The organism is Salicola sp. AFF1 (assembly GCF_056783195.1).
On the sequence record NZ_JBXAYL010000016.1, the window covers coordinates 51,044 to 76,831 of the forward strand.

The following is a 25,788-nucleotide window of genomic DNA, read 5'->3' on the forward strand; positions in this document are numbered from 1 at the left end:
GATGGGGCGGGTTATTTCCAAATCGTAATTCAATGGGGTCGGCATAAGGAGTTACCGCAAAAGCATGGGCCAGAAGACGAGGTTTTGACTATGCTGAGGACACGCAGAACCAAGGCCACAGGGTGCCAGCATGAATGACGTAACGTTCTCCACGATGGCGGAGTTCCAGCAGAAACTTGATGAAACGCTGCGAGAGCGGCTGCCAGCGGACCAGGCAGACGGGATCAGCGATTTCGCGCAGCGATATTTCGAACATATGCCCTTCGACGAGTTGGTGCAGCAGCGCTTCATGGATGCCTACGGGGCGGTGCTGTCAGCCTGGGAATTCATCCAGAAGGGAGCCGGTGAAGCCGCGAGGGTATGGGTGTTCAATCCGGACCTGGAGAAGGACGGCTGGGAATCAAGCCACACCGTGATGTTTGTGCTGCACCCAAACATTCCCTTCCTGATCGACTCCATGCGGATGGAGGTTAACGCCCGGGAACTGAACATCCACACCATTCATTACACCATCCTCAATCCCGAACGCGACGACAACGGGGCGTTGATCCGGCTCAACGAAGCGGTCAAAAAGCCCCTGGTCCCGGGTGAGGAAGCGTTGATCGTGATGGAGGTGGACCGCCACTCGGACAGCGCCGCGCTAAGCGCGCTGCGTGCTGATGTGGAGCAGGTCCTGAGTGAGGTGCGGATTGCGGTGTCGGATTTTCCGCATATGCGCGACAAAGCCACGGCGATCCTGGAGGAGCTGGCGGATCCGCCGCAGACCCTGTCACCCGAGGAGGTCAGCGAGGCCAGGGCATTCCTGGAGTGGCTGGTGGACGATCGCTTCACCTTCCTGGGGTATGACGAGTATGACTTTGTGCGCGAGAACCGACGCACGGAAATCCGCCAGGTGGCTGACTCCGAGCTGGGGATTCTGCGGACCTATAACGAGCGCCCCAGCAGCATCCGCATGAAGGATATGCCACGCCAGACCCGCCAGGCCATGACGGACAGCAGCAGTCTGTTCATCTTTGGCAAATCCGCCCAGCGTTCCCGCATCCACAGGCCGGCGTATCCTGACTACATCGCCATCAAGAAGCTGGACGCCGAGGGGCGTGTTGTCGGTGAGCGGCGTTTCCTGGGTCTCTATACGTCCCGCGTTTACCACGAGCGTCCGGACCAGATTCCGCTGCTGCGGCGCAAGATCGAGTACGTTCTTGACCAGTCCGGCTTTCCGCGCGAGGACTACGCGGGCAAGGAATTGGATCAGATCCTCACCGTCTATCCCAGGGACCAGTTGTTCCAGATTGAAGGCGATGAGCTGCTGAATGTGGCCAAGTCGATCCTGTACATCCAGGAGCGGCGCAAGATCCGGCTGTTCATGCGGGAGGATGTTTATGGCCAGTTCGTGACCTGCCTGGTCTTTGTGCCACGCGAGCTGTACTCAACCCAGCTCCGGGTCAGCATGCAGGACATCATTGTGCAGGCGCTGGATGCGGAAGGCATCGATTTCACGACGTATTTCTCGGAATCCGTTCTGGCGCGGACCCAGTTCACAGTGCGGGTGCAGCCCCAGGAAAACCGGGTGCTGCCGGTGGAGGAGCTGCAGCAGAAACTGGTGGAGCTGGCGCGCTCCTGGCGTAATACCCTCCATGAGGCGCTGGTTGAGCATCACGGCGAGGAAATTGGAACACGGCTTTCCGCGTGTTACGAGAACGCTTTCCCTGCGGGCTACAGGGACATGTTTTCGGCTCGGCGGGCGGCCATTGATGTGGATTATCTGGACCGTATCCGCGAAAACGGTCAGATGGCCATGAGCTTCTACCGGGAACCGGAGGAGATGGCCAGTACGCTGCATTTCAAACTGTTTCACCCGAGGGAACAGCTGCCGCTGTCCGATGTGATTCCGGTGTTCGAGAACATCGGGTTCCGGGTTATTGGTGAGCATCCGTTCGAGATCTCCGATCGCTGCGGCAACACCCAGTGGATCCATGACTTCGCGCTGCAATCGCGCTCCGGCAAGCCCATCGACATTGAACGCATCAAGCCCATTTTTGAATCGCTGTTTACGCGGGTCTGGAAAGGCGAGACGGAAAACGATGAGTTCAACCGTTTGGCCCTGGCCAATTACCTGGACTGGCGTTCCATTGGACTGCTTCGGGCCTATGCTCGTTACATGCAGCAGATCCGCATCAGCAACAGCCAGAACTTCATCGCCGGCACACTGGCCCGCCATGGCAATCTGGTGTCGCTGCTGCTTCAGTTCTTTGATGTCCGCTTCAATCCCGAACGCTACCAGACCGAACGCCAGTGTGCGGCGGCCCAGAAAAAGGTCGCCATCGAGTTCGGCAGTAGCCTGGACGATGTTCCGAATCTCAGCGAAGACCGCGTGCTGCGGCTGTTCCTGGAACTGATGCAGGCCACAACCCGCACCAATTTCTACCAGCGCGGCGATGAGGACGATAAGGGCTGCATCAGTCTGAAGTTTGATCCCTCGCAGCTGGCCGATCTGCCGCGCCCGAGGCCGGTGTATGAGATATTCGTGTATTCGACGCAGGTCGAAGGGGTGCACCTGCGTGGTGGCAAGGTGGCACGGGGCGGGCTGCGGTGGTCGGACCGGTTCGAGGATTACCGCACCGAGATCCTGGGTCTGGCTAAAGCCCAACAGGTCAAGAACGCAGTGATTGTGCCCGTGGGCGCCAAGGGTGGCTTCGTGGCCAAGCAGATCCCACGGGAGGCCGACCGCCAGGAGGTTCAGGCCGCTGGTCGGGCCGCCTACAGCTGCTTCATCCGGGGGCTTCTGGATGTGACGGATAACTTCATCGACGGCGAGGTGGTTCCGCCCCCCGACGTCATCCGCCATGATGACGATGATTACTATCTGGTCGTGGCACCGGACAAAGGCACAGCCACCTTTTCCGATCTCGCTAATGAGATCTCGAATGAATACGGCTTCTGGATGGAGGACGGCTTCGCCTCCGGAGGCAGCTATGGCTATGATCACAAGAAGATGGCGATCACCGCCAAGGGCGCCTGGGTGTCGGTGGAGCGCCATTTCCGCGAGCTGGGCCTGAACACGGACACCGACGCGTTCAGCGTCGTCGGGGTGGGTGACATGGCTGGCGATGTGTTTGGTAATGGCATGCTGCTGTCCCGCAAGATCCGGCTGGTGGCGGCCTTCAATCATCAACACATCTTTCTGGATCCGGATCCGGATGCTGAGGCCAGCTTCCGCGAACGGGAGCGGCTGTTCGCGCTGCCTGGCTCCTCCTGGGAGGATTACGATACGTCTCTGATCTCCGAAGGAGGGGGGGTCTTCAGCCGTGCGGCCAAGTCGATCCCGCTGAGCAAGACCGTGAAGGAGCTGCTGGGCACCCGCTCGGACCACATGCCACCGAACATGCTGATTTCCCACCTGTTGCGGATGCAGCACGACCTGCTGTGGCTGGGCGGTATCGGGACCTTTGTGAAGAGCCGCCAGGAGTCCCACGGCGATGTTGGCGACAAGGCCAATGATGGCCTGCGCGTGGACGGGGCTGAACTGGGCTGCCGGGTTGTGGGCGAAGGCGGCAACCTGGGGATGTCCCAGGCCGGACGGGTGGAGTACGCGCTGAACGGAGGCCGCTGCAACACCGACTTCATCGACAACTCGGGCGGGGTGGACTGCTCCGACCGCGAGGTCAACATGAAGATCCTGCTCAACCGTCTCGTGGCGCAGGGGGATCTGACCTTCAAGCAACGCAACGATTTCCTCACCAGCATGACCGAGGATGTGTCGCGGCTGGTGCTGGCCAACAACTACCGTCAGGCCCAGGCCATTTCCATTGCGAACTCGGAAGGCGCTGACAGGCTTGAGGAGTACCGACGCCTGATGGCTCGCTATGAAAGCCGGGGGCTCCTTGATCGAGCATTTGAGAATCTGCCGGATGAAGAGGTTCTGGGCGAGCGCCAGGTCTCGGGCCAGGGACTGACACGTCCGGAGCTGTCCGTGCTGATCGCGGTGGTCAAGGCGGATCTCAAGCAGGTGCTTGTTGACAGTGATCTGCCGGACGATGCCGGCATCAAGCCAGTGATCCGGGACATGTTCCCATCACAACTGGTGGAGCGTTTTGGTGGCGAGCTTGAGCGCCATCAGTTGCGGCGTGAGATCATTGCCACGCGTGTTGCCAATGACCTGGTTAACCACATGGGCATGACCTTTGTGGAGCGCCTGCAGCAGTCCACCGGTGCCGCGCTTCCGTCCATTGCGCGCGCCTATCTGACGGCCAAGACCATTTTCCGGCTGGATTATTGGTGGGAGCAGGTGGAGGCGTTGGACTATCACCTCCCCAGCAGCCTGCAGATTGAACTACAGAGCGAGCTGATGCGTTTGGTACGCCGGGCGACACGCTGGCTGCTGCGCAACCGCCGGAGCGAGATCGACATGCCGACCCAGGTCGAGCGCTTTCAAGAAAGACTGGATGTCATGGTGGAGGATTTGCCGTCCTATATCGGCGAACGCGCCCAGGGCGGATGGCAGCAGGAAAGGGATCGTCTGGTGGACCAGGGCGTGCCGGAGGCGTTGGCGGGCGTGGTAGCCGGCAGCGGGCACCTGCTTTCCGGTCTTGGCATCATTGATGCCCGTGAAGAGACCGGCCTCGACCTGAGGGAGGTGGCGCATCTGTACTTCGCGGTTGGGGACGAGCTGGAGCTCGACTGGTTCGCCGGCGCCATATCCGCTCTTGTGCCGCACAGCCACTGGGAGGCATTGGCCCGGGAAAGCTTCCGCGAGGACCTCAATTGGCAGCAGCGGGCCCTGACCACCGGTATCCTGCGTTCTCGGACCTCGGGCGTGGATCTGGAAACCACTCTCCAGACGTGGATGAATGAGCATGCGGGATTGATTGAACGCTGGCATAGCATTCTGGGGGAGCTGCGCAGTCACAATGCTCCCGAGTACGCTATGTTCTCCGTGGCCCTGCGGGAACTGCTGGACCTGGCGCAGAGTACCGTCTATCTGGGGGTCAGCTGCTGAGGGGCTGTTCACTCCCGGCGAGTGCGATCTGGTTGCGGCCATTGGTCTTGGCCGCATAAAGCGCGTGGTCGGCCTGAGACAGCCACTGCTGGTGGTCGGCCATGGCATCGGTGACCTGGGCAACGCCCAGGCTGATGGTGCACTCAAGCACCCCTGCCTCGGTGGTCACCTCCATCTGGCTGATTTGCTTCCGGAGCCGCTCTCCCAGGATCTGGCCGCCTGTGATGTCCGTTTCCGGCAGTATGACGGCGAATTCTTCACCGCCATAGCGCCCGACAATATCCGTCTGCCTCAGATTCTCCATGATCACGCGAGCAATCGCCCGAATCACGTCATCCCCGGGCTGATGGCCCCATGTATCGTTGATGTGCTTGAAGTGATCAATATCAAACATCAGCAGCGTCCCGACACTCTGGTAGCGCCGGAACCGTTCGAATTCGCTGGTCAACAGCGACTCCCATGCGCTGCGGTTGAGAAGACCGGTGAGCCCATCGGTCTGGCTGCGCTGTTCCAGCTGGGCGTTGGTGCGCTCCATCCGCAGTCGGGAGGTGGCAGAATCCGTTACGTCGTAGACAAGCAGGCACACATGGTCCACCTCCCCTGAGGCACTGGTAAGGGGGCTGAAGGTGATGTTCTGGTACATGTAGGGTTCCGTGCCCGTGATCGGGCGCGCGTTGCGGAAAGGGAACGGGTTGGGGCGCTGCTCCCAGGTCGTGAAGGTCCTCGTATTCAGCGTCAGAACCGTTTCAACCTTGCGGCGGATCCAGTTCTCAGGGATCGAGGGAAAAATCTCGAAAAGGGAGTTGCCATGGACGCGGGTGGCACTGAGGCCACTATGGTTTTCCATGAATCCGTTCCAGAGCCGGATGGTGCATTCTCGGTCCAGGACCACAAGTCCAACCTCAATGGTCTGGAGCATGTCCATGAGCCAGTGGAACTCATGCATGTCATTCTGTGATTCGGTCATGCCGTCACCTCGGCGCCTTGATCGGAAAGCCAGCTGAGAGCCTCGCGCAATGGTGTCACGGATTCCTCGCTGAACAGCAGCAGCAGGTCACAATTGATGTCATGGGACTCAATGGCGTAGTTGAGCTCAATCGTCAGTATGTGTTGCCAGGAGGATTGGCCGGGCTCCAACAACTCGCTGATGTCAACATGAGTGCCCAATACAACCGGATGGCTGAGTCCGAACTTCCTGTCCATCTGCTCACCGAAGCCCCGGAGAAAGGCGCCCACCATAATGCTGGACATATCCATAAGCGCCTCCAGCTCGCGGTTCGCATCCTCTTCTTCCGGATGCCCAAGTAACCGGGACATGGTATCCAGCCGGGCATCATTGAACAGCAGTAGCGCCTCCCCAGCGATCCCGGAACCAATGAATCCCTGGCAGACCCCCGACCAGCTGGAGCCGGATTCGGTGATATTGAGCGCCATTCTCAGCTCGGAGGCGGCGAGCATGTTAACGCGGGGAACGGGCAGCTTGATAAAGACATCCAGAAGCCGGGCGAGCAGGTCCCCCGCCTGGCCCATGGCGACGTTGGCAATCTCCTGTAGGGCATCCTGCCAGGGAACCTCGCTGCTGGAGGGCGGGCCAGCAGTGGTTGTTGCCGGCGCCGCTTCTTCTGCGGTGGCTGAGGGGCTATACAGGCCGTAATCGGCGAGCGTCTGCGTCAGGACGTCCGGGTCGAGAGGCTTGCGGATGAAGTTGAGGGCACCCAGCCGCATAACCCGTTCATGGGCTTCCGGCTGAACGTCGCCGGAAACCACCAGTACCAGGGCGGGCAGCTCTTCGCGGTGCACGCGCTCCAGAACGGCGTAGCCATCGGTTCCCGGCATGTTCAGGTCAAGGAACACAACGGAACCCTTGCCCTCACGAATGGCCTCCAGGCAGGCGTCACCATTATCAACGAAGGTCAGAGTGGTGTCCCAGTCCTCGGGCAGGGCGCGGGCCATCTGTTTGCGTGCCATGGCGGAGTCGTCGCAGATGATCACTCCTGTGGACATCAGAGGCTCCTGAAAGTCTGGTTGGGCCGTGCACCGGATGGCCCTGAAACACGGCGTCAGTAATCCCGTAAACAGGGCTTTTCCAGCTCTTGATCTGTCATAGTAGCAGCTGGCGTTGGTTTTTCACTCTACTATGGGCGCGCGGGGAAGTCAGTGTGCGGATCTTCATGTTAATATGGGGGCACCTAACTGCGCGGGAGAACCGCAAATGGCTGATGCAGGCTGGTGTTCTCTGCTCCGTGAAAAGCTGACCCTTGCCGGGCAGCTGGTGCGGATTGAGCAGGAGCAAGGCCATGGAGCCCCTTCAGTGATGAAGAGAGAAGCGCTGACGCAGGGGGCTGTGGCCCTGCTTGCAGAGGCGAGACGCATTCTGTTGCGGTTAGTGGCAGAAAGTGCCTGTGGCGAGGTGGGTGACGTCGACTCCCTGGCGACCCTGCGAGCCAGGGTCGGTGATCAGCCTGGTGAGGTTCAGGTGCTGTCAGCTGCTGCCGCGGACGGCAACAGCTGGTGGACGAGGCTGGACGCGTTGCTGGGGCGTCAACAGGAGCCCGGCAGGCGTCCATCGCAGCCACGCCAGGAAGAACTGATTGCCGTGGCACCGGCAGGGCCGGATGCGTCTCCCGAGGCACTTCAATCACTGATCAGTGAGTTCAGGGATTATTTTGAGGCGTTCATTGAACGTCACGACCAATGGTAAAAGGCGTTGTCTATGCCCACATCCTTTCTGGAAATCATTCAGCTCCCGACCGGCGAGTACGCGCTGCGCCGGGCGGATGACGAAAGTACCCCCCTGGTGCGGATCCGCTTCTCGGATGAGGCCAAGGAAATGCTTCAGGACAATGACCTGAATGTCGCCAAGGCGATGATTACCGCAGGCCTGGAGGCAGCGGGTTCAACCACTGATGACATCGGTGACATGGACGTGGAAGAGGAAGACACCATGCCTCCCGCCTACAACCAGACGGTTCACTGACGGCAGGGTTGTCTCTGCCGCAGTATGACCCCGTGGCTATGGCCGCGAACCGAGGCTGTCTCAAGGCGGTTGTAGCCGGGGCGGCCAAGGCCGGATGTCCAGAGCACCACGGCATGGCAGGTCCCGGCTGACAGGGCCTTGTCAGCCAGATCCTCGGCACTGTGCTGGGCCGAAGAGCGCAGGATCAGCAGCTGGTGCTGGACAATGCCATGATGCTGTTGCCATTTGCTAACCAGGCCAGCTGGCGGGTCGATCCAGGCAAGCCAGCGCTCTTCCTGATTGAGCTGGGTCAGCATTGGCAGCAGCAGCTGGAAGTTTTCCACCTGCTCCTCTGGCAGGATGATCTCCGTGACGTTGGCTTCAGCAGTGGCGCTGTCGACGGCTTCTTCGCTGCTGTGGGAGCTCGTGCGGCCAGTTGTGTTTTCCTGGTTCTTCGGGATAAGGTCCCATTGTTCCATGATAGGCCTCCTGTCACCTCTGTGGGCCCGGATCAGTGCAGTTCACCGCGGCGGATGACGCCCACGCCCAACCCTTCGATAGCCAGTGATGTTTCGGCAAGATCCACCTGAATGGGGTCGAACTCATCGTTCTCGGCAATGAGCCAGGCCGTGCTGCCCTCCTTCCGGAAGCGCTTGACGGTGACCTCGTCCTCCAGTCGGGCCACCACGATCTGGCCGTTCTGGACATCGGTGGTGCGATGAACCGCCAGCAGGTCTCCGTCGAGGATGCCGACATTTTCCATGCTGGTGCCGCGCACCCGCAGGAAGTAGTCAGCCGCGGGCGTGAAGAATCCCGGCTCCAGGGTGCAGTGGTCCTCGATGTTTTCTTCGGCGAGGATGGGGTTGCCGGCTGCTACCTGGCCGACGATGGGGATACCAGGGCTTTCTTCAGCTTCCGGGAGGCGGATGCCACGACTGGCCCCCTTGACCATCTCGATAGCACCTTTGCGGGCGAGAGCCCGCAGGTGTTCCTCGGCGGCATTGGCGGACTTGAATCCCAGGGTTGTGGCGATTTCAGCACGCGTTGGGGGGTAGCCCGTGGAGTGCACGTGCTCCCGGATGAGGTCCAGAATCTGTCGTTGTCTTGGGGTCAGGTTCATACTTAGGGCCACTGTTTTTCCGTACAGGTACTGTCAATGTATACAGTTTGTGTGGCCCTGTAAAGGGTCAGCCGGTGGTGAATCCGGCTGGGGCTTCCGCGCTGCTCGGTTGACTGTCAACACGGCTGACGGAGGCCGCGGGCGGGCCTTCATGGAGCCAGTCAACAAGCTGGTTGACGGCGGACGCATCGCCGCAGGCCAGCACTTCCACGCTGCCATCCGGGCGGTTGCGGGCGTAGCCGGTCACGCCCAGCTGCTGCGCCTTCAGGCGGGTGCTGTCACGGAAGCTCACGCCCTGGACACGACCCTCGACCCGGGCGAGAACACAGGTTTCTGCCATTGCTGTCCTCCTGTTTCACCAGCGGGCCTTATCCCACATTTCGGGGTTGGCCCAGTTTTGCGGATTGTTCCATTCCCGCACGTAATTGTAGGTGTCCAGATCATAGGCGAACAGGGTGGCGTTCACCGGCTCCACGTAGTGGTACAGGCGTGTGAATCCCATGCCGATGAAGTCCTGGAATCGCCAGGGGCTATCATCCTGGACGAGGACGGCGATGCGGGTGGCGCCCATGTTGCGCAGCTGGCCCAGAAGCTGTTGGCCGCGGGATTGCGGCAGTTGCTCCAGGGTATCCGTGATCAGCGCCAGGTCGAAAAGATGGGGCAGCGGGAAAGCGCTGTCAGGCGCTTCCGGGGGCAGACGCAGGCACTGGGCCTGATCGGGGCGCTGGGGCCAGTGCTGCAGGCACTGCTCGGCAAGTCCGGCGCTATGGACCACGGATGCCGGTTGGTAGTGCTCAAGAATGAGGGCCAGGTCGCTGGCGGGGTTATAGCCGTTGGCGTCAGTCTGCATGGAGGCCTCGTGGGCTGATATTACCGGAAGTCTCGGCTGCTGATGCTGAGCCTGTCAATGAGGTGGCTGAGGTCGGTCAGTCGGCCGGCGATCACGTGGATGACGCCCTCGTGGCGCTCCAGGGTGCCCCGAACCTGCAGCAGCCGCGCGTTGAGCAGGGGGCGGCGCTGGCAGCGGGCGGTGTCGGGCCAGACCACCACGTTGATGTTGCCGGTTTCATCCTCAAGCGTCACGAAGGTGACGCCGGCGGCGGAACCAGGGCGCTGGCGCCCGGTTACCAGCCCCGAAACGGCCAGGGGGCGGCCGCCTTCAGCGGTTTCAAGATCCGCGGCCCGGAGGCAGTGGCGGAGCTGGCCCGCTGCCCGCAGCTGGGCCAGCGGGTGGCGTTCCAGCGAGAGCCCGAGGCTGGCGTAGTCTTCGTGGGTTCGCTGAGCTTCATCGGGGGCCGGCATGCGGGATCGGGACTCTTGCATTGCCGGTGCCTGGCCTCCGGCCAGTGGCAGGGACTGATCGGGTTCCAGGAGATCCCAGCGGGCCTGGTGGCGGTTGCCGCTGAGCGATGCCAGGGCGCCGCTGGTGGCCAGGGTTTCCAGCTCGGCATGGCCCAGCCCCGTGTACCGGCGCAGTTCCGCCAGGCTGGTGTAGCCGTTGGCGGGGCGGCATTCGGTAACGCGCAGGGCTGTTTCCCGGGCGAGGCCGTCGATCAGGCGCAGGCCCAGCCGCACGGCGGGGGCACTGCCGTCGTCTTCCAGCTGATGGGCTTCGTGGCTTTGGTTGATGTCCACCGGCCGGATCTCAACACCTGCGCGCTGGGCGTTCTGAACCAGCTGTGAGGGCGAGTAGAACCCCATGGGCTGGCTGTTGAGCAGCGCGCACAGAAAGGCGGCCGGGTGGTGGCACTTGAGCCAGGCGCTGACGTAGACCAGAAGGGCAAAGCTGGCAGCATGGGACTCCGGGAAGCCGTAACCGCCAAACCCCTTCATCTGACGGTACAGGTTTTCAGCGAATTCAGTGCTGTAGCCGTTATGGTTCATGCCATCAATGAGCTTGTCGCGGAAACGGGAGAGATCCCCGTGGCGCTTCCAGGCGGCCATGGCCCGGCGCAGCTGGTCGGCCTCGCCGGCGCTGAACCCGGCTGCCACCATAGCCAGCCGGATGACCTGTTCCTGGAAGATGGGCACGCCCAGGGTGGGCCCGAGTACCTCGCGGATGCGCTCGTCCGCGTAGGGCACATCCTCCGGCGCCTTCCGGCGCTGCAGGTAGGGATGAACCATATTGCCCTGTATCGGGCCGGGGCGCACGATGGCCACCTCGACCACCAGGTCGTAATAGCATTGCGGCTGGAGCCTCGGGAGCATGCTCATCTGGGCTCGGGATTCCACCTGGAACACGCCCATGCTGTGTCCCTTCTGGAGCATCCGGTAAACCTCCGGGCATTCCGGCGGCACCTCAGCCAGGCGGGCGGGGCCACCCCGTTCGCCCACCAGTGCCAGGGCCTTGCGGATGGCCGTAAGCATGCCCAGTGACAGCACGTCCACCTTGAGCAAGCCCAGGGCTTCCAGGTCGTCCTTGTCCCACTGAATAACAGTGCGGTCAGCCATGGCGGCGTTCTCCACCGGGACCAGGTCGGCGACCCGCTCCGAGGCAATAACGAACCCGCCGACGTGCTGGGACAGATGGCGGGGGAAGCCGATGAGGTCGCGCGCCAGCGGCACCAGGTGACGGGCTGGGCCCTGGTCGTCCAGCAGGCCCTTGCGGTGCAGTTGCTGTTCCCAGTCATCCTCGCCGTCGCGCCAGTCGATGCCCTGGACCAGTTGCTCGATGTGCGCGGGGTCCAGCCCAAGGGCCTTGCCGGCGTCACGCAGGGCGCTGCGCGGGCGGTAGCAGATGACGGTGGCGGCCAGGGCGGCACGCTCGCGGCCGTACTTGCGGTAGATGTACTGGATAACCTCTTCGCGGCGCTCATGCTCGAAGTCCACGTCAATGTCCGGCGGCTCATCCCGCTCTTTCGAGATGAAGCGTTCCAGCAGCAGATTGACCCGCCTGGGATCCACCTCGGTAATGCCCAGGCAATAGCAGACCACGGAGTTGGCGGCTGATCCACGCCCCTGGCAGAGGATGCCCCGCTGGCGCGCTAACCGGACCATGTCATGGATGGTCAGGAAGAAGGGTTCGTAGGCCAGGGACTCGATCAGCTCAAGCTCGTGTTCCAGCTGTCGGTCAATGACGTCCGGTACACCATCCGGAAAACGCCAGTTCCGGCCCTGGGCCACCTGTTCCCGCAGCCAGCTGATGGGGGTGTGGCCCTCGGGGACCAGTTCCCCGGGGTATTCGTAGCGCAATTCATCGAGCCCGAAATCGCATTGCTGGAGTACATTCAGGGTCTCTTCGACCCAGGCGGCCGGAAAAAGGCGCTGCAGACGCTCAAGTGGGCGGAGGTAGGCCTCGGCGTTGCTATGGAGGTGATCAGCGGCTTCCGGCAGGGAACGTCCCAGGCGGATGGCGGTGACCAGATCTTGCAGGGGCTTGCGCCGGCGCTGATGCATCAGGACGTTGCCTGTGGCCACGACTGCGGAACCCAGCCGGCCCGAAAGCTGTTGCAGCCAGCGCAGGCGCTGACGGTCATCCTGGGCCAGGGGCCTTTCGGCCATGAGCCGCAGGCCGGGGAACAGCTTCAGGAGCTGAAAGCCGTTGTCCGCATCGGTGTGATTGAATCCAGGACGCCACAAGGCCAGACAGCGGTTACGGCACAGTTCCAGATCTTCGAACCAGAGCTGGTAATGGCCTTTGTCACCGCGCCGCCGTCCCCGGGTGATGAGCTGGCTGAGCGCGGCGTAGCCCTGGCGGTCCGGGGCGATCAGAACCAGGGTGCCGGGCAGGTCCTGCAGCCTGAATTCGCTGCCGATCAGCAGGGTCAAAGCCAGTGACCGGGCCCTGGCATGGGCCCGGACAACGCCAGCCAGCGAGCATTCATCCGTCAGCGCCAGGGCCTGGTAGCCCAGCCGTTCGGCTTCCTCGACCAGCTCCTCCGGATGTGAGGCGCCGCGCAGGAAGCTGAAGTTGCTCATGCAATGGAGTTCAGCGTAATCGATTGTCATCCGAACCAGCCGTGAATGAACCACTGATTCCGTTGGTCGCGGAACAACCAGGCACGCTGGCCGCTGTCCAGCAGGGCGATGTAGTAGTCGCGGCGTACGTAGTCGCCGTCCCACCAGCCGCCCTGGATGCGCTCAGGTCCATTGAGCCAGCGCACGGGAGGGTGCTTCAGCTGTTGCGGCGGTTGCTGCAGCCACAGCGGGCGTGCCGGTCCGGAGTGCGGAGCCTCGGCGCGGCTCTGACCTCGCACGGGCTGCCAGTGGGCGCAGCGCTCCGGGCGTGGATCCGGGCGCTTGGCGGGGCACTGGATGCTGTTCCGTCCCAGTCGCGCATTCAGGCGGTGCAGCAGGGACTGGCGGGCCTGCTGCCGGGTCTCGCCGTTGTCGAAGAGGTCGTCGCTGGCGGTAACGTCATTGGCGACGGTGCGGTTGGTTGCAAGAGACAGGGCCCGCACATCGTCGGGCAGGTTGCATGATGCAAGGCGCAGCAGGGCCAGCTCCAGGAAGGCTTCCGGGCGCCATTCGCCCTGGCGGGTTTCCAGTACCAGCGGTGTCGGGGGGTGATCGGGATGGTGGAGTGTGAGTTCAAGCCGGTCACAGAGCTGCTGGTATTGGCGCAGAAAGGCTTCCAGGGCTGCCAGAAGGTGTTCCAGCGGCCCCCGCAGTTGATTGGTGTCGCGGGTCTCCTGGTTCAGGGTCAAGCTCTGGTGGAACCCCGCTTGGGGATGGAACTCCTGAACGGGATCACCGGCTTGCCCCAGGGTCCGCTGAAGGTCGTTGTACAGCTCCGGCCCCAGGCGGCTGGTCAGCTCCGCAGGGCAGCACGCGATCAGGTCCTCCAGGCGCTGGAGCCCCATACGGACCAGTCTCTGGCGAACCGTTTGGGGCCAGTCCATGGCCGTAACCGGTAGCTGGCGCAGGGCCTGGTGCATGGCTCCTGGCTCACGGGTGCACACCTGGGTGCCGTGGCGCGCCAGAAGCCGGGCCATGCGCGGGGTGGTGCCCGTGGCCATGAGACTGTTCAGGCCATGCTGGGCCAGGTGCTGTTCCAGCGTTGAGGCCAGGTCCGTCGGCTCCGGGTACAGGTGGGTCAGCCGATCGGCCCGGATCACCAGCCCATCCGGCGGCCACAACACCAGCGGGGAAGCCAGCCGGTAGAGCTGCTCCGCCAGCTGCTCCAGACGTTCTGACTGTTGGTTTTCGCTGTAAGGAACGAGGGCCAGCTCCGGGCACAGGGCACGGGCCGTGGCCATGGACTGACCCGCCTGGATACCCGCCTGTTGGGCCTGTTCGCCTGGCTGCCGGATAACCGGGGGTGTCCCCGTGGTCAGTGCCATGGGCGTGGCATTGCGGTGATGCTGGTCCAGCAGCAGCGAGGGCAGGTGCAGGTACAGCCACAGCATTGGGGTTACACCGGCTGATGATGGGTAATGGCAGGCAGTTGAAGGGTCCGGGTGCCTGCCTGTCCGCCCCGTTGGCGCTGTAGTGTGACCTGCAGCCGGTTTTCCCCGGCAACCGGTTCAACGCTCAGGCGCAGCGGGGCGGGTGAAGCCTGTCCGGCCCCTGCCTCCGGGATGAGGATTACGCCCAGGACCTGGCTGTCTTCCAGCGCCAGCTGGAGCCTGCGGAGTGCTGCCGGATCACGCCGGCGGCTCCAGCCCATGACCATGCCAGAAGCATTGCTGCCCAGAAGCTGTTCCAGGGTCCACAGGTGATCCGCACGGCTTGCGGTGCGGACCATGAAGCAGTGCGCCAGCGCCAGGCCCAGTCCTTCCAGGCCCGGCGGATAGGGGGCGTGAGGCGGGTCCACCCAGAACAGTGCCGCGCCGTTATCGGTGCGCTGACGCATGGCATGGGCAAACAGCTGCAGCTCGCCGATGCCGTTAAAGGGGCAGTGGCACTCGATCAGGGCCCCCAGGGGCCAGCCACTGCTCGCCAGCAACTGATCCAGGGCCTCAAAGCCACTGGGTACGCCCCGGGAATGGGCAGCCTTGTGCTGGCTGGCACGCCACAGGCGGGGGTCCTGTTCAAGCTGTGTGTGGGTATGGAGAGCCATTGCCACCTCGATACTGTCTTTATATACAGTATAAGGACTTTGGCGGTGGCCGGCAATGCAGAGAGTACTTCAGCCGGGAACCAGGGATCATGGTTCCATGAGAATTGTCATAGCCACTGATTCCAGCTTGCGGTATAAAGTGCACTTTACCCACAATCATCATGAGCGGCTTTCACACGGGGAAATAAGGGGGTTATGATCAAATTGTGACCCAGGCCGTAACCCGGAACCGGGATCCATGACCAGTCTCGTAAATGGTCCTAAACAGCTGAATAAAAAGAATATTTTTCGTTTATGCGCTGTTGGGTGAAGGCTTCTTTTTTGATTTTTCCGGCCTGGAGCCGGAACCGAATCCATTCAGGCGGTATTGTTGGAGCATTCTATGAGGGAATGGATCGCCAACCTGGTTTTCCGGATGATGGCGCTGGTGGGCCTGAGAACCTTCAACGCCCAGTTTCTTGTATCCTTTATCCTGATTTTCGTGCTGTTGGCCGGGCTTGCCGTGAGCCTTTGGCGTAACCTCGAACCAACCCCCGAGGCTGTTGGCGTTGTGGACACCGCCTCGCAACAGCTCAGGGCTACCAACGAGCGTGTGCTCAAGGGCGAAGCCGGCGCTGAGCGTAAGCTGGCGGAACTGGAGCGTACGCTGGAACCGTTGCTGGCGGATAATGCGTTCAGCGCGCTCAATGCCCCATGGCGCGAGTACCAGCGCATGGTTGGGGGAACCGGAGACAAACCGCAACCGGCTGAGGTTATGCGCAGCGCCGCAGCGTTGCGCGAGGCCCTGGCCACCGGGGCCGAAACCGTCCTTCGCACCGATACCCAGAGCCGGCAGCAGGCAGCCATGGCGGGCATGGTCCTGCTGGTGATGATGGTCGGCATGCTGGTGGTTGGCCGGATTTACGGCAATTTCCATTTCATGGAGCAGATGGAGCGATTGCGCTGGAACCTGCGCCAGGTGGCCGATGGAGATTTCTCAGAGACCCTTTCCATCGAGATCCGCGAGAACGAAGTGGGTGAAATGCTGGAGGCGTACAATCTGATGGTGGCCCATGTGGGCGATCTGCTGCGCCAGATTGATGCCGCCACGGCCTCGGCGGAAACCAGTGTGCAGCAGGTGCTGGATGTGACCGCCAAGACCCATGAGGGCGCGGACCGCCAGAGCCGGGAGGTAAGCGAGGCTGCCACAGCCGTGAACCAGATGGCCTCCTCCATTCAGGATGTATCCGGGAATGCCCAGAGTGCTGCCAGCCATGCCCATGAAGCGGCGGAGTCAGCGCGGGAGGGGGACAGCGTGGCACGGGACGCCCGTGACCGCATCGGCCACCTTGATACCCGCTTTGCGGAAACCGCCCGGACCATGGAAAGCCTGCAGCAGGATGCCGAGGATGTGAGCAAGGTGCTCAGCATGATCCGGGAGATTGCCGACCAGACCAACCTGCTGGCGCTGAACGCTGCCATTGAGGCCGCACGTGCTGGTGAATCCGGTCGCGGCTTTGCCGTGGTGGCGGATGAGGTCCGCAACCTGGCCCAGCGCACCCAGGATTCCACCAATCAGGTTCAGGAGACGATTGAGCGTCTCCAGCAACAGGTCCAGACCCTGGTCACTGAAAGTGAGGCCAGTGCCACGGCCAGCCGGGAAAGCGTGGATTCGGTGAGCCAGACCTCTGAGGCCATTCGTCGCGTGATGGAAGCCATTGGCCAGATCCAGGGGATGAACGACCAGATTGCGGCGGCCGTGGAACAGCAGAGCCAGGTGTCGGATGACATCAGCCAGCGGATGGGGGCTGTGTCGGAAGTGGCCGAACAGACGGATAAGGACGCTGGCCAGACGGTGGATTCGGCACGGGCCATACAGCAGCAGCTGGATCAGCTGCGCACAACCATGGGCCGCTTCCGGATTCAGTGACCGCGGATGCGCTTGCGCAGACGGCGCCAGCGGGTGATCAGCCAGTCCATGACCGTGGGGCGGTCATCAATGGCCTCGGTCTCATCATGATGGGGCCGGGTGGGGTCGGATTCATCCGCGTCGGTTTCCACTTCCACGCCATAACGCTCACTGGCGTGCTCCCACTCTTCCCAGTCGTGCGGGGTACCGGCATTCGGTTGATGGAGACGCACCGCCCGTTCCCAGGCATTCTCCTGAAGGGAGTGCTCCCTTTCCTCGTCTGAGGAATCCAGGCCGTATTTTCTCAGGAACTCGTCAGGCTTCAATGGCGCCTCCGGCTACCGTTCACCGTAACCACCAGTGTAACGGTAACCATCGGCGCTGCCATCATTATTGTTCCACGAAAGCGCGCTCGATCACGAAATGGCCCTGGTGGCCCTGCTTGGCTTCCTGGAAGCCCCGTTCTGTGAGGATCGACACCATGTCCTTGAGCAGTCCGGGACTGCCACAGACCATGAAACGGTCTTCCTCAAGGCTCAGATCGGGCATGCCCAGGTTGCGCGTCAGGTCCCCGCTCTCGATCAGGTCGGTCACGCGCCCCTGGTTGTGGAAGTCCTCACGGGTGACCGTCGGGTAGTAGGTGAGCTGGTCCCGGATCATGTCACCCAGGTATTCGTGCCGCGGCAGCTCACTGGTGATGGCCTCATGGTAGGCCAGCTCATCCACGTAACGTACGCCGTGGACCAGGATGACGTTCTGGAACTGCTCGTAGACCTCCGGATCCTTGATGATGCTCAGGAAGGGAGCCAGTCCGGTCCCCGTGCCAACCAGGTAAAGGTTGCGCCCGGGGAGCAGGTTGCCCGCGATCAGCGTGCCCGTGGGCTTCTGCCCCACCAGGATCTCGTCGCCCACCTCCAGGTGCTGGAGGCGTGAGGTGAGCGGGCCGTCCTGGACCTTGATGCTGAAGAACTCCAGCGTGTCCTCGTGGTTGGCGCTCGCCATGCTGTAGGCACGCATGAGCGGCTTGCCGTCCTCCAGCTGCAACCCGATCATGGTGAACTGGCCGTTCTTGAACCGGAATGACGGATCCCGTGTGGTGCGGAAGCTGAACAGGTCCTCTGTCCAGTGGTGTACGTCCAGTACTTTTTCCACATTGTATTTGCCCATGAAATCTACCTCACTGGTGGCTTACCGGGTGAATGGGAGCAGGCCGTTGCCTGGTTGGAACCCAGTGTTTAATGTATTGGTTCAATGAATGAGTCAATTGATTTTTATCGGAACAATCGATTATGAAATACACGTTGCGCCAGCTGGAGGTGTTCCTGGCCACCGCCCGTAACGAGAACATCACCCGTGCGGCTGATGAGCTGGCCATGTCCCAGTCCGCGGCAAGCGGTGCGCTGCGCGATCTTGAGAATCAGTTCAGCGTTCAGCTCTTTGACCGCATGGGCAAACGCCTGCAGCTCAATGAGCTTGGCCGGCTGGTGCGCCCAAGGGTCGCCGCGCTTCTGGATGAGGCCCGCGAGCTGGAGCATGCGCTGGCGCGTCATGCCGAGGTGGGGCACGTCAAGGTAGGTGCCACGCTGACCATCGGCAACTATATGGCGGTCCCGATTATGGCACGTTTCATGAGTGAAAACGAGGGTGCCAATGTGTCGCTGGAGATTGCCAATACCCGGACAATAGGGCGCAAGGTGGCGGATTTTGAGCTGGATGTGGGGTTGATTGAAGGTGAAATCCACTCGCCGGATCTGGAGGTGATCCCCTGGCGCGGTGACCGGTTGATGGTATTCTGTGCACCGGAGCACCCGCTGGCGGGGCGTGAGGCACTGACCGACGAAGATCTGCTGGCAGCCACCTGGATCCTGCGTGAAGGCGGCTCGGGGACGCGGCAGACGTTTGACCGTGCCATGCACGGCCTGCTGCCGGATCTCACGGTGCTGCTGGAGCTCCAGCACACCGAGGCGATCAAGCGGGCCGTGGGGGCCGGTATGGGGGTGGGCTGCCTGTCTGAAGTGGCCCTGCGGGAGGCCTTTGACCGCGGGGACCTGGTTCCGCTGCCGGTGTTGCACCGGGATCTGGCGCGCTCGTTCTATTTCATCCTGCATCGCCAGAAATACCGCAGCGCCGGCGTGGACCAGTGGCTGAAGCTGTGTCGGCAAACCACGGAGGCGAGCGATGACGCATGAGCTGGCCCAACGGGACATCCGGTTGGCATGGCTGGGATTCATTACCGCTTTACTGCCCCTGGTAACCTTCCATACCACCTATCTGGTCTCCGCCTGGAACGGGTACGTGGACTGGTGCATCCCGTACTGGGATGCGTGCACCTCCATCAGCGCCACCGGCCGTAACGGCCTGGCCTATTTCATCTTCAAGGGTGCCATGATCCCGGCGATCACGCTTCAGGTCCTGTTCTGGGCGGTCAACCACCGCTGGCTGCAGGCGCTGGGCTACCCCCGTGGCAAGTGCGTTGGGTGGCTCGGGGCACTGGCGGCGGCGTTTCTGCTGCCCTATGTGCTCAGTCTCGGCCACGCCGGCGACGCCTTCGCGCTGGCGCGGCGTATTGGTACGGCTGGCTATGTGGGCGTGACCGGTATCGTTCAGATCCTTCTGGGTGGCGTCCTGTGGCGGGCACGCTACCCCTTGCTGCGCCGCGCCGGTGCCCGGCTCCTGATGCTGAGTGCAGTGACATTGGGGATCGCGATTGCCACGCTGATCCTCCAGTCAATTCCGGCGGTGGATTACGACAGCATCAAGTACGCCTTTGACTGGATCCTGATCACCCTGCTCAACGTCCACGGTATTGGCGTGGCCGTGCTCTGGTGGCGGGCCGGTCTGGCGGTTACACTGCCGCGCACCCTTAACCTGGAGTAGTGGCGGATGCATGTGGCGGTCCTCGGTGCTGGCGTGATCGGCACCACCACAGCCTGGTACCTGCGGGAAGCCGGGCATGATGTGACCGTAGTCGAGCGCCGGGGCGGGCCGGCCCAGGAGACGAGCTTTGCCAACGGCGGCCAGGTCTCCGTGTCCCACGCCGAGCCCTGGGCCAGCCCCGGGGCGCCCGCCCAGCTGCTGCGCTGGCTGTTCCGCCCCTCTGCGCCGCTGCGCTTCAGGCCGCGCCTGGATCCCCACCAATGGGCCTGGGGCGCGCGGTTTCTCAGGGAGTGCCGCAGTCGCCGCTATGCCCATAACCTTGAGACGGTTGTACGGCTGGGGTTGTACAGCCGGGCCTGCCTGGCGGCACTGCGTGAACGAACCGGTATTGAGTACCATCAACGCCGTGAGGGCATCCTCCATTTCTACACCGATCCGGATGTGTACGCCGGCGCCCATGAACCCGCGGCCCGCATGCGCGCGCTCGGCTGTGAGCGGGAAGTGATTGACGTGGCAGACGCGGTCGCGAGGGAGCCCGCGCTTAGCCGCATCCAGCCCCAGTTGCAGGGCGCTACCTGGACGCCGGGCGATGAATCCGGCGATGCGCGGGTTTTCACCGCCCAGCTGGCGGAGCTGGCAGCGGCGCAAGGGGTGCGTTTCCTGTTCGATACCCAGGTGATGGGGCTTGAAACCCAGGGCAGGGCGGTCAGCGGTGTCCGGCTGAACCAGTCCGGGGCGTTCACCAGTCTGGAGGCGGATGCGGTGGTGGTGGCACTGGGCAGCTTCTCGGCGCCTCTTTTGCGGCCATTGGGCCTCCATCTGCCGGTTTATCCGGCGCGCGGCTATTCCGTGACGGTGCCGGTGCGCGATCCTGACAGTGCCTACACCGTCAGCCTGATCGACGATGAGTTCAAGCTCGTCTATTCGCGCCTGGGCGATGAGCTGCGGGTGGCCGGTATGGCGGAAATTGACGGCTGGCGGCAGGACATTGATCCGGCGCGCTGCCAACAGATCCTGGAGCGCGCGGCGCACTGCTTCCCCGGGGCCGGGCACTGGGACCAGGCCCGTTTCTGGGCAGGCCTGCGGCCCACCACGCCCTCCAGTGTACCCTTCGTGGGCGCTACCGCCCGGCCCGGGCTCTACCTCAACACCGGCCACGGAACCCTGGGGTGGACCAATGCCTGTGGCTCGGCGGCGCTGCTGAGAGACCGTATTGCCGGGAAGCCCGGCGCCCTGACGTTGGATGACCATGGCCACTGACCGACCGCGCCTGCTGTGCCTGTCCGCTTACGAAGCCGCCAGCCACCGCCAGTGGCGGGAGCGTCTGGCAGGCGCGATGACCGAATTTGACTGGCGGACGCTGACGCTGCCGGCACGCCACTTCCGTTGGCGCATTCGGGGCAATCCCCTGAGCTGGTATGACGCGCCGGAACTGCAGGAGCCCCCGGATCTCGTGCTGGCGACCAGCATGGTGGACCTGGCGGTGGTCCGGGGCCTGAACCGGGGGCTGGCCGCGGCGCCCACCGTGGTCTATTTCCACGAGAACCAATTTGCCTACCCGGAGCAGCGGGAGCGGGTTGCCAGCAATGAACCTCGTGTTGTGAACCTGTATACGGCGCTGGCCGCGGACCGGGTGCTGTTCAACAGTGAATGGAACCGGCGGAGTTTTCTGGAGGGGGCCAGAGCGCTGCTGAAGCGCATGCCCGACCGTAAGCCCAAAACCGCCCTGGCGACCATCGAGGCCCGCTCACAGGTGGTTCCCGTTCCGGTGCCGGACGCCGCGTTTACGGCGCGCTCCCAGGACTGGCCGGAGGTGCCCCATCTGGTCTGGAACCACCGGTGGGAGTACGACAAAGGGCCTGAGCGGTTGCTGGCCCTGCTCAGGGGGTTGCGCCAGCAGGGGCAGGCATTCCGTCTGAGCCTGGTGGGAGAGGGGTTCCAGAATGCGCCCGAGGCCTTTGCCCGGATTAAGGAAGAATTTGCTGGCCAGCTCGTGAACCTGGGCTACATGACGAGCCATGAGGCTTATGATGAGCTGCTAAGCAGCGCGGATATGGTGCTGTCCACGGCGCTTCACGACTTCCAGGGGCTGGCGGTTCAGGAAGCCATGGCAGCCGGCTGCGTGCCCATTGTGCCGGACCGATTGGCCTATCCCGAGTATGTGGCGCCGGAGTGGCGTTACGCCTCCCACGAAACAGACCCGGACCAGGAAGGGCAGGCCGCGGCGGAGCGGGTCAGGGCCGTCCTGGCGGGCCCGCGCCCCGGGCCAGAGGCGCTGATGCCGGAGCGCTACCGCCTGAGCCGTGTGGTTCCAGAGTACCAGCATCTGCTTGCATCATTGGTCGGCCAATGAGCTACCATCCAAAATAGAACCGTGTTAACCCGGTTATGGCAGGAACGTGTACCATCTTCCAGAAATGGGCCCACGGTTACCAGTACCCCATTGGCGCGATCATCCTTACCGCGCTACTCTGACTGGACGGTGACTAATGTCCGCCGGGGCGGTAGCGTGGCCAACAACGCCTTCAATCTCTTTGCTGCCCATCGCTTGCTGAGCCCGAATGAGTTCACAGACCTGTTCCCTCAGACGTAGCCGTGCCTTCTGCCGAACCATGGTTTTCTTTTTGCGGTACTGTTTGCATATACAGTATTATTGAATGAGCAAAAATGAGAGGTCAAGCGATTACACACCTAGCGAGCTTGCCTCACATAGATTATTGTTTTTAAAAGGTCTTTGGGCGTTCATGTTCGTGCCTGAAGGCGGAGTTATTGAGCCGGCAACGATATTGGATATCGCTGCCGGCACACTAATCTCTGTTAGTTGGACACATCCGGACCTCAGGCCAGCACCTATGACTTTACGTTTTACGAAGGCGGCAAGGTGTAGGAAGAACCCCTGCTATTGACTGGATTCATGTTGCCCGGATAAAATCCCGGTCCAACGCGTTCTTGAAAGCGTTGGCTGGGTACGCTCAGAAAAAGCCAAAAAAGGATTATGGACGAAACGGAATTTTCAAAATGACGGATCTCACCGAAGAACGGACTTCTCAAGCAAAAATTGTCATTGCTGGCATAGGCGTTGGCTCTTCAAATCTCTCCCTCGGCCTGAACCTCGGCACCATGGCGTATCTTGGCATACGCAAGAATAGGCTCGCCAAAGAGTTTACATATGGCGTTGATAGCGCCCTGGATGTTGGTGGCCATAGCAGCACGGTAGTGTTTGGTTTAGCGTATACCGAATGGTTCTATATTAGCGACGAAGCATTCAAGGCATTAAGGACACAGAATATCTTAGGAAATGGCTTTTCAGCCGAGATTAAGGTCGAAGGAACAACTTTGGGTTCGGGGAAGTCGGATGTCGAGATTAGTCTGATCAACCGACAAGGTGCGCATAAGAAAATAGCAGATGTATATGGTGTCGGCGTAAATGGTTTTCAGCTTGCTACAACCAGTGTGCGAGGTAAGCTAAAGATCGGCCCGAAGACGATTAACCGTGAGCGCCAGGGCTTATCAAAAGCGGTGGACTAATTTTCTTCCCCATATATGAGCCTAAAAGGTGCTGGTATGGCTGATAATAACGATATATCCCGCTCCCTTATTTGGGGGAATCGTCTGCTATTGGTTCTGGGAATATGGGCCCTTGCTTGTGTATCGGCGTTTCCAGGAGCCCGAGGGTTATTGGAGAGCATGGGAGCCTTTGACCAAGGCTCAGGCGCAATACTCTTTGAAGCCCTGACCCATGAAGCTATTCATTACATAGCGCTGTTGGCAATTTTGGCTGTCGTCATTAAGGAATGGTGGTTTCTGAAAAACTTCAGGATCCGATTCAGAATTAACATTATTATGTTTTTCGCTGGACTCGGGTTTTTCGGACTCTTCTTTTTATTTCATTATCTTTACGTACATCTCCCCAGCGTAACAGCTTGATCTAAGGGCGTATGCTTATAATCACCCTTCTGATGTGCTCGCTTTGCAAAAGCGGGCATTAACGCTTGCCTTCTTGTTTTAGCCCAGCTTCATCATGTGTATGAGGCTTTCCCTTCGTAATGCCAACTAACCAAAGGGTCAACAGGACGCTCCTGTCGTCGCGCCTGTTACCCTAATCGTTAACTTTTAGGAATCCCAATGTCTGACTTGGATACGAACACTCGCGATCGATTGGTGTCTGTTGCTCAAGGGGTTTCGGGGGCGTGCCCTGTGGTCGGGCCTATAATTTCGGAAGCAATAGGGCAACTCATTCCAAATCAGCGATTGGATCGAGTCGTCAGCTTTTTGAAAACCCTAGAAGAAGAATTTGCTCAAGTTCAGTCTAGGCTGGATTGCATCGAACGGAATTCTTCAACTCCCGAAGGGCTAGATATCTTAGAAGAAGGGATGCTTCAGGCGGCCCGATCTGTCTCAAAGGACCGTCAAAAGTGGCTGGCTGCAATTGTCGGAAGCTCTCTTTCGTCGGAATCCCTCAAGTATGAGGAGAGTAGAAAACTCCTGAACCTCTACCGTGAGCTGGCCGACCCAGAGCTGATCTGGCTAATCTATATTTCCGAGCCCCAAGCGTTAAAATCCTCGTACCACAAAAAGTTAATGGATCAGTACCCGGATATTCTTCATCCGGCGTCTAGAAGTTATGGTAGGTCTCAAGAGGAAGCTGATCGCTCTGCTCTCCAAGATGGCTACAAGAATACACTTCTGCGTCTAGGGTTGGCGACTTTGAAACAGAATGGCCAAACTCTAGAAATATCCCCTCTAGGCCGACTCCTGGTTCGCTATATTTCCGATGGAGGGGCTGGCCCAGACAGTTAACAATTCGCGTCACGCGGATGCCCTTGTCTCCGCTTCGCTACGACAAGGCCACCGGTGCGCTCCGCGTTAGTGGGCTGTGACTCTGTTCCTTTCGTTGGCTGTGTGCCAAGGGCCTTGGCGGAAGGTTGGCAGAAAGCCGGAAATGTTGGTGCTCGGCCAAGGCCGTCAGCATCGGAGAGGGAGTTGGTAGCTCAGTCGAGGCCTGTTCTGGTTGGAGAATTTGGTGCCGGGGTCGTGGGGCTGTCCGGCGCAAGCCAGTTCCACATCGGCTACCCTTGAGTCCAGGTCCGTTCACCGCAACCGCAGTGGTGGTTTCAATCATGGAGCATCGGCGGTAGCTGGTGCAGGGGCATCGGCGTAGGCGGTTTTGTTTAGTGTCGGGGAGCGGGCTTGCGTAGGGCCCGCCACTAACAAGGCGGTCAACCGGACGCCAAAAGCTTGCGCTTTTGGTTCCCTCCGCTGCCGCTCCGGCGCCGGTTACCTAAGCGTTATGTGTACAGGCGTACTTGCCGCTCAAAGGTGTGGGAATGAACTTCTCTGACGAATTAATGGTTGCTCTGGCTAACTGGCAGAAAGGATGGCGAGAGGATCAGGAAGAGCGAGAGCGTCTTTCTCGTGAGTTACTATCTGCCGTTGAAGCTCTCGATGAAAAATTCAAGCGTGTCTCTAAACCTTGCTACAGAAAACGCTTTCTTCATCATGGCGAGCTAGTCGATATCGTACTGAATGACGAGAAGCGTGAAGGCGTGGTTAGTTGGACTACAAACCAAGAGTATGCAGAACGCTTCAAGGGACTACAGAAAACCGATGCAGTATCAGGGGCAATTTTTGAACATACCCCAAGTGAGAAAGAGGTCGTCCTAAATATTTGCGAACTATGGAGAGACCCAGACTTTATTAAATCTGCTGAGAAATTTGAAGCGAAACACCCTGATGTGGCGAAGCCGCTATTTCATTTCAAAGACTCCCAAGGTGAAGTCGTTCTAACATCTCCATTGAAAGCTTCCTGTCAATGGCCATCTATTTTGACCCACCTTTGGCCAATAAAATTGACCCACCCTTCATAGTCTAGTTCTTGGTTTTCTGCTTCAGTCGATAGCTTTCTCCTCCCAGCATAAAGATGTGTGAATGGTGGATGACCCGGTCAATG

General features: G+C 60.9%; 24 protein-coding genes. 12 read left to right on the forward strand and 12 right to left on the reverse strand.

What is annotated here, in order from left to right:
* Nucleotides 1-130 precede the first annotated feature (130 nt).
* A complete protein-coding gene (locus tag AC1RQI_RS11680; protein WP_481904910.1) occupies nucleotides 131-4,996 on the forward strand; it encodes an NAD-glutamate dehydrogenase in 4,866 nt (1,621 codons plus the stop codon).
* Here the strand turns inward: AC1RQI_RS11680 and AC1RQI_RS11685 are convergent.
* A complete protein-coding gene (locus tag AC1RQI_RS11685; protein WP_481904911.1) occupies nucleotides 4,986-5,963 on the reverse strand; it encodes a GGDEF domain-containing protein in 978 nt (325 codons plus the stop codon). The genes AC1RQI_RS11680 and AC1RQI_RS11685 overlap by 11 nt on opposite strands.
* The gene (locus AC1RQI_RS11690) at nucleotides 5,960-7,000 is read right to left on the reverse strand and encodes a response regulator (RefSeq protein ID WP_481904912.1); all 1,041 of its coding nucleotides are present in this window, start codon (nucleotides 6,998-7,000) and stop codon (nucleotides 5,960-5,962) included. Before AC1RQI_RS11690 ends, AC1RQI_RS11685 begins: the two co-directional genes overlap by 4 nt.
* 208 nt (nucleotides 7,001-7,208) lie before the next feature.
* Here AC1RQI_RS11690 and AC1RQI_RS11695 point away from each other — a divergent pair, with 208 nt between their 5' ends.
* Nucleotides 7,209-7,697, forward strand: a complete 489-nt coding sequence (locus AC1RQI_RS11695) for a DUF6586 family protein (protein WP_481904913.1) — start codon at nucleotides 7,209-7,211, stop codon at nucleotides 7,695-7,697.
* Between the two features lie 12 nt (nucleotides 7,698-7,709).
* Nucleotides 7,710-7,973, forward strand: a complete 264-nt coding sequence (locus AC1RQI_RS11700; RefSeq protein ID WP_416634257.1) for a hypothetical protein — start codon at nucleotides 7,710-7,712, stop codon at nucleotides 7,971-7,973.
* Here the strand turns inward: AC1RQI_RS11700 and AC1RQI_RS11705 are convergent.
* From AC1RQI_RS11705 to imuA, 7 genes are all read right to left on the reverse strand, one after another.
* Complete coding sequence (locus tag AC1RQI_RS11705) at nucleotides 7,967-8,431, reverse strand: cell division inhibitor SulA (protein ID WP_481904914.1); 465 nt, start codon at nucleotides 8,429-8,431, stop codon at nucleotides 7,967-7,969. The two genes, AC1RQI_RS11700 and AC1RQI_RS11705, sit on opposite strands and share 7 nt — an antisense overlap.
* A 32-nt stretch (nucleotides 8,432-8,463) precedes the next feature.
* Complete coding sequence (lexA, locus tag AC1RQI_RS11710; RefSeq protein WP_416634259.1) at nucleotides 8,464-9,072, reverse strand: transcriptional repressor LexA; 609 nt, start codon at nucleotides 9,070-9,072, stop codon at nucleotides 8,464-8,466.
* A gap of 67 nt (nucleotides 9,073-9,139) precedes the next feature.
* Nucleotides 9,140-9,412 (reverse strand): acylphosphatase, encoded by a 273-nt coding sequence (yccX, locus tag AC1RQI_RS11715; protein ID WP_416634260.1) that lies wholly within the window; start codon nucleotides 9,410-9,412, stop codon nucleotides 9,140-9,142.
* A 15-nt stretch (nucleotides 9,413-9,427) separates the two neighbouring features.
* Complete coding sequence (locus tag AC1RQI_RS11720; protein ID WP_416634261.1) at nucleotides 9,428-9,922, reverse strand: DUF6231 family protein; 495 nt, start codon at nucleotides 9,920-9,922, stop codon at nucleotides 9,428-9,430.
* A 20-nt stretch (nucleotides 9,923-9,942) separates the two neighbouring features.
* On the reverse strand, nucleotides 9,943-13,020 hold the full coding sequence (locus AC1RQI_RS11725) for an error-prone DNA polymerase (protein WP_481904915.1): 3,078 nt from the start codon (nucleotides 13,018-13,020) through the stop codon (nucleotides 9,943-9,945).
* Nucleotides 13,017-14,420, reverse strand: a complete 1,404-nt coding sequence (locus tag AC1RQI_RS11730; protein ID WP_481904916.1) for a Y-family DNA polymerase — start codon at nucleotides 14,418-14,420, stop codon at nucleotides 13,017-13,019. Before AC1RQI_RS11730 ends, AC1RQI_RS11725 begins: the two co-directional genes overlap by 4 nt.
* Before the next feature lie 5 nt (nucleotides 14,421-14,425).
* The gene (gene imuA / locus AC1RQI_RS11735) at nucleotides 14,426-15,073 is read right to left on the reverse strand and encodes a translesion DNA synthesis-associated protein ImuA (RefSeq protein WP_481904917.1); all 648 of its coding nucleotides are present in this window, start codon (nucleotides 15,071-15,073) and stop codon (nucleotides 14,426-14,428) included.
* 382 nt (nucleotides 15,074-15,455) lie between these two features.
* Between imuA and AC1RQI_RS11740 the strand changes: the two genes are divergently transcribed.
* A complete protein-coding gene (locus tag AC1RQI_RS11740; protein WP_481904918.1) occupies nucleotides 15,456-16,982 on the forward strand; it encodes a methyl-accepting chemotaxis protein in 1,527 nt (508 codons plus the stop codon).
* On the opposite strand, the gene AC1RQI_RS11745 is transcribed toward AC1RQI_RS11740, so the two are convergent.
* Together AC1RQI_RS11745 and AC1RQI_RS11750 are read right to left on the reverse strand one after the other, a co-directional pair.
* On the reverse strand, nucleotides 16,976-17,287 hold the full coding sequence (locus AC1RQI_RS11745; protein WP_416634266.1) for a hypothetical protein: 312 nt from the start codon (nucleotides 17,285-17,287) through the stop codon (nucleotides 16,976-16,978). The two genes, AC1RQI_RS11740 and AC1RQI_RS11745, sit on opposite strands and share 7 nt — an antisense overlap.
* A 64-nt stretch (nucleotides 17,288-17,351) precedes the next feature.
* Nucleotides 17,352-18,128 carry a ferredoxin--NADP reductase gene (locus AC1RQI_RS11750; protein ID WP_481904919.1) on the reverse strand — a complete coding sequence of 259 codons (777 nt, stop codon included), beginning with the start codon at nucleotides 18,126-18,128 and terminating at the stop codon, nucleotides 17,352-17,354.
* Nucleotides 18,129-18,250: 122 nt separating this feature from the next.
* Between AC1RQI_RS11750 and AC1RQI_RS11755 the strand changes: the two genes are divergently transcribed.
* The 8 genes from AC1RQI_RS11755 (at nucleotide 18,251) to AC1RQI_RS11790 (ending at nucleotide 25,705) form a co-directional block, all read left to right on the forward strand.
* Complete coding sequence (locus tag AC1RQI_RS11755; protein ID WP_481904920.1) at nucleotides 18,251-19,150, forward strand: LysR family transcriptional regulator; 900 nt, start codon at nucleotides 18,251-18,253, stop codon at nucleotides 19,148-19,150.
* Nucleotides 19,140-19,838 carry a hypothetical protein gene (locus AC1RQI_RS11760; protein ID WP_481904921.1) on the forward strand — a complete coding sequence of 233 codons (699 nt, stop codon included), beginning with the start codon at nucleotides 19,140-19,142 and terminating at the stop codon, nucleotides 19,836-19,838. Before AC1RQI_RS11755 ends, AC1RQI_RS11760 begins: the two co-directional genes overlap by 11 nt.
* Before the next feature lie 6 nt (nucleotides 19,839-19,844).
* Complete coding sequence (locus AC1RQI_RS11765) at nucleotides 19,845-21,098, forward strand: D-amino acid dehydrogenase (protein ID WP_481904922.1); 1,254 nt, start codon at nucleotides 19,845-19,847, stop codon at nucleotides 21,096-21,098.
* Complete coding sequence (locus tag AC1RQI_RS11770; RefSeq protein WP_481904923.1) at nucleotides 21,088-22,191, forward strand: tRNA-queuosine alpha-mannosyltransferase domain-containing protein; 1,104 nt, start codon at nucleotides 21,088-21,090, stop codon at nucleotides 22,189-22,191. Before AC1RQI_RS11765 ends, AC1RQI_RS11770 begins: the two co-directional genes overlap by 11 nt.
* Before the next feature lie 665 nt (nucleotides 22,192-22,856).
* On the forward strand, nucleotides 22,857-23,366 hold the full coding sequence (locus tag AC1RQI_RS11775; protein WP_481904924.1) for a hypothetical protein: 510 nt from the start codon (nucleotides 22,857-22,859) through the stop codon (nucleotides 23,364-23,366).
* A 36-nt stretch (nucleotides 23,367-23,402) separates the two neighbouring features.
* Complete coding sequence (locus tag AC1RQI_RS11780) at nucleotides 23,403-23,765, forward strand: hypothetical protein (RefSeq protein WP_481904925.1); 363 nt, start codon at nucleotides 23,403-23,405, stop codon at nucleotides 23,763-23,765.
* 198 nt (nucleotides 23,766-23,963) lie between these two features.
* Nucleotides 23,964-24,638 carry a hypothetical protein gene (locus AC1RQI_RS11785; RefSeq protein WP_481904926.1) on the forward strand — a complete coding sequence of 225 codons (675 nt, stop codon included), beginning with the start codon at nucleotides 23,964-23,966 and terminating at the stop codon, nucleotides 24,636-24,638.
* Nucleotides 24,639-25,165: 527 nt separating this feature from the next.
* A complete protein-coding gene (locus AC1RQI_RS11790; protein ID WP_481904927.1) occupies nucleotides 25,166-25,705 on the forward strand; it encodes a hypothetical protein in 540 nt (179 codons plus the stop codon).
* Between the two features lies 1 nt (nucleotide 25,706).
* Here the strand turns inward: AC1RQI_RS11790 and AC1RQI_RS11795 are convergent, their stop codons facing one another.
* Nucleotides 25,707-25,787: an ATP-binding protein gene (locus tag AC1RQI_RS11795; protein ID WP_481904931.1), complete on the reverse strand. Its 81-nt coding sequence runs from the start codon at nucleotides 25,785-25,787 to the stop codon at nucleotides 25,707-25,709.
* Between the last annotated feature and the right edge of the window lies 1 nt (nucleotide 25,788).

Excerpts from the sequence above, each read along its gene's own strand:
- AC1RQI_RS11680 (WP_481904910.1), top strand. The coding sequence starts at position 131 with ATGAATGACGTAACGTTCTCCACGATGGCGGAGTTCCAGCAGAAACTT.
- AC1RQI_RS11685 (WP_481904911.1), bottom strand. The coding sequence starts at position 5,963 with ATGACCGAATCACAGAATGACATGCATGAGTTCCACTGGCTCATGGAC.
- AC1RQI_RS11690 (WP_481904912.1), bottom strand. The coding sequence starts at position 7,000 with ATGTCCACAGGAGTGATCATCTGCGACGACTCCGCCATGGCACGCAAA.
- AC1RQI_RS11695 (WP_481904913.1), top strand. The coding sequence starts at position 7,209 with ATGGCTGATGCAGGCTGGTGTTCTCTGCTCCGTGAAAAGCTGACCCTT.
- AC1RQI_RS11700 (WP_416634257.1), top strand. The coding sequence starts at position 7,710 with ATGCCCACATCCTTTCTGGAAATCATTCAGCTCCCGACCGGCGAGTAC.
- AC1RQI_RS11705 (WP_481904914.1), bottom strand. The coding sequence starts at position 8,431 with ATGGAACAATGGGACCTTATCCCGAAGAACCAGGAAAACACAACTGGC.
- lexA (WP_416634259.1), bottom strand. The coding sequence starts at position 9,072 with ATGAACCTGACCCCAAGACAACGACAGATTCTGGACCTCATCCGGGAG.
- yccX (WP_416634260.1), bottom strand. The coding sequence starts at position 9,412 with ATGGCAGAAACCTGTGTTCTCGCCCGGGTCGAGGGTCGTGTCCAGGGC.
- AC1RQI_RS11720 (WP_416634261.1), bottom strand. The coding sequence starts at position 9,922 with ATGCAGACTGACGCCAACGGCTATAACCCCGCCAGCGACCTGGCCCTC.
- AC1RQI_RS11725 (WP_481904915.1), bottom strand. The coding sequence starts at position 13,020 with ATGACAATCGATTACGCTGAACTCCATTGCATGAGCAACTTCAGCTTC.
- AC1RQI_RS11730 (WP_481904916.1), bottom strand. The coding sequence starts at position 14,420 with ATGCTGTGGCTGTACCTGCACCTGCCCTCGCTGCTGCTGGACCAGCAT.
- imuA (WP_481904917.1), bottom strand. The coding sequence starts at position 15,073 with ATGGCTCTCCATACCCACACACAGCTTGAACAGGACCCCCGCCTGTGG.
- AC1RQI_RS11740 (WP_481904918.1), top strand. The coding sequence starts at position 15,456 with ATGAGGGAATGGATCGCCAACCTGGTTTTCCGGATGATGGCGCTGGTG.
- AC1RQI_RS11750 (WP_481904919.1), bottom strand. The coding sequence starts at position 18,128 with ATGGGCAAATACAATGTGGAAAAAGTACTGGACGTACACCACTGGACA.
- AC1RQI_RS11755 (WP_481904920.1), top strand. The coding sequence starts at position 18,251 with ATGAAATACACGTTGCGCCAGCTGGAGGTGTTCCTGGCCACCGCCCGT.
- AC1RQI_RS11760 (WP_481904921.1), top strand. The coding sequence starts at position 19,140 with ATGACGCATGAGCTGGCCCAACGGGACATCCGGTTGGCATGGCTGGGA.
- AC1RQI_RS11765 (WP_481904922.1), top strand. The coding sequence starts at position 19,845 with ATGCATGTGGCGGTCCTCGGTGCTGGCGTGATCGGCACCACCACAGCC.
- AC1RQI_RS11770 (WP_481904923.1), top strand. The coding sequence starts at position 21,088 with ATGGCCACTGACCGACCGCGCCTGCTGTGCCTGTCCGCTTACGAAGCC.
- AC1RQI_RS11775 (WP_481904924.1), top strand. The coding sequence starts at position 22,857 with ATGACGGATCTCACCGAAGAACGGACTTCTCAAGCAAAAATTGTCATT.
- AC1RQI_RS11780 (WP_481904925.1), top strand. The coding sequence starts at position 23,403 with ATGGCTGATAATAACGATATATCCCGCTCCCTTATTTGGGGGAATCGT.
- AC1RQI_RS11785 (WP_481904926.1), top strand. The coding sequence starts at position 23,964 with ATGTCTGACTTGGATACGAACACTCGCGATCGATTGGTGTCTGTTGCT.
- AC1RQI_RS11790 (WP_481904927.1), top strand. The coding sequence starts at position 25,166 with ATGAACTTCTCTGACGAATTAATGGTTGCTCTGGCTAACTGGCAGAAA.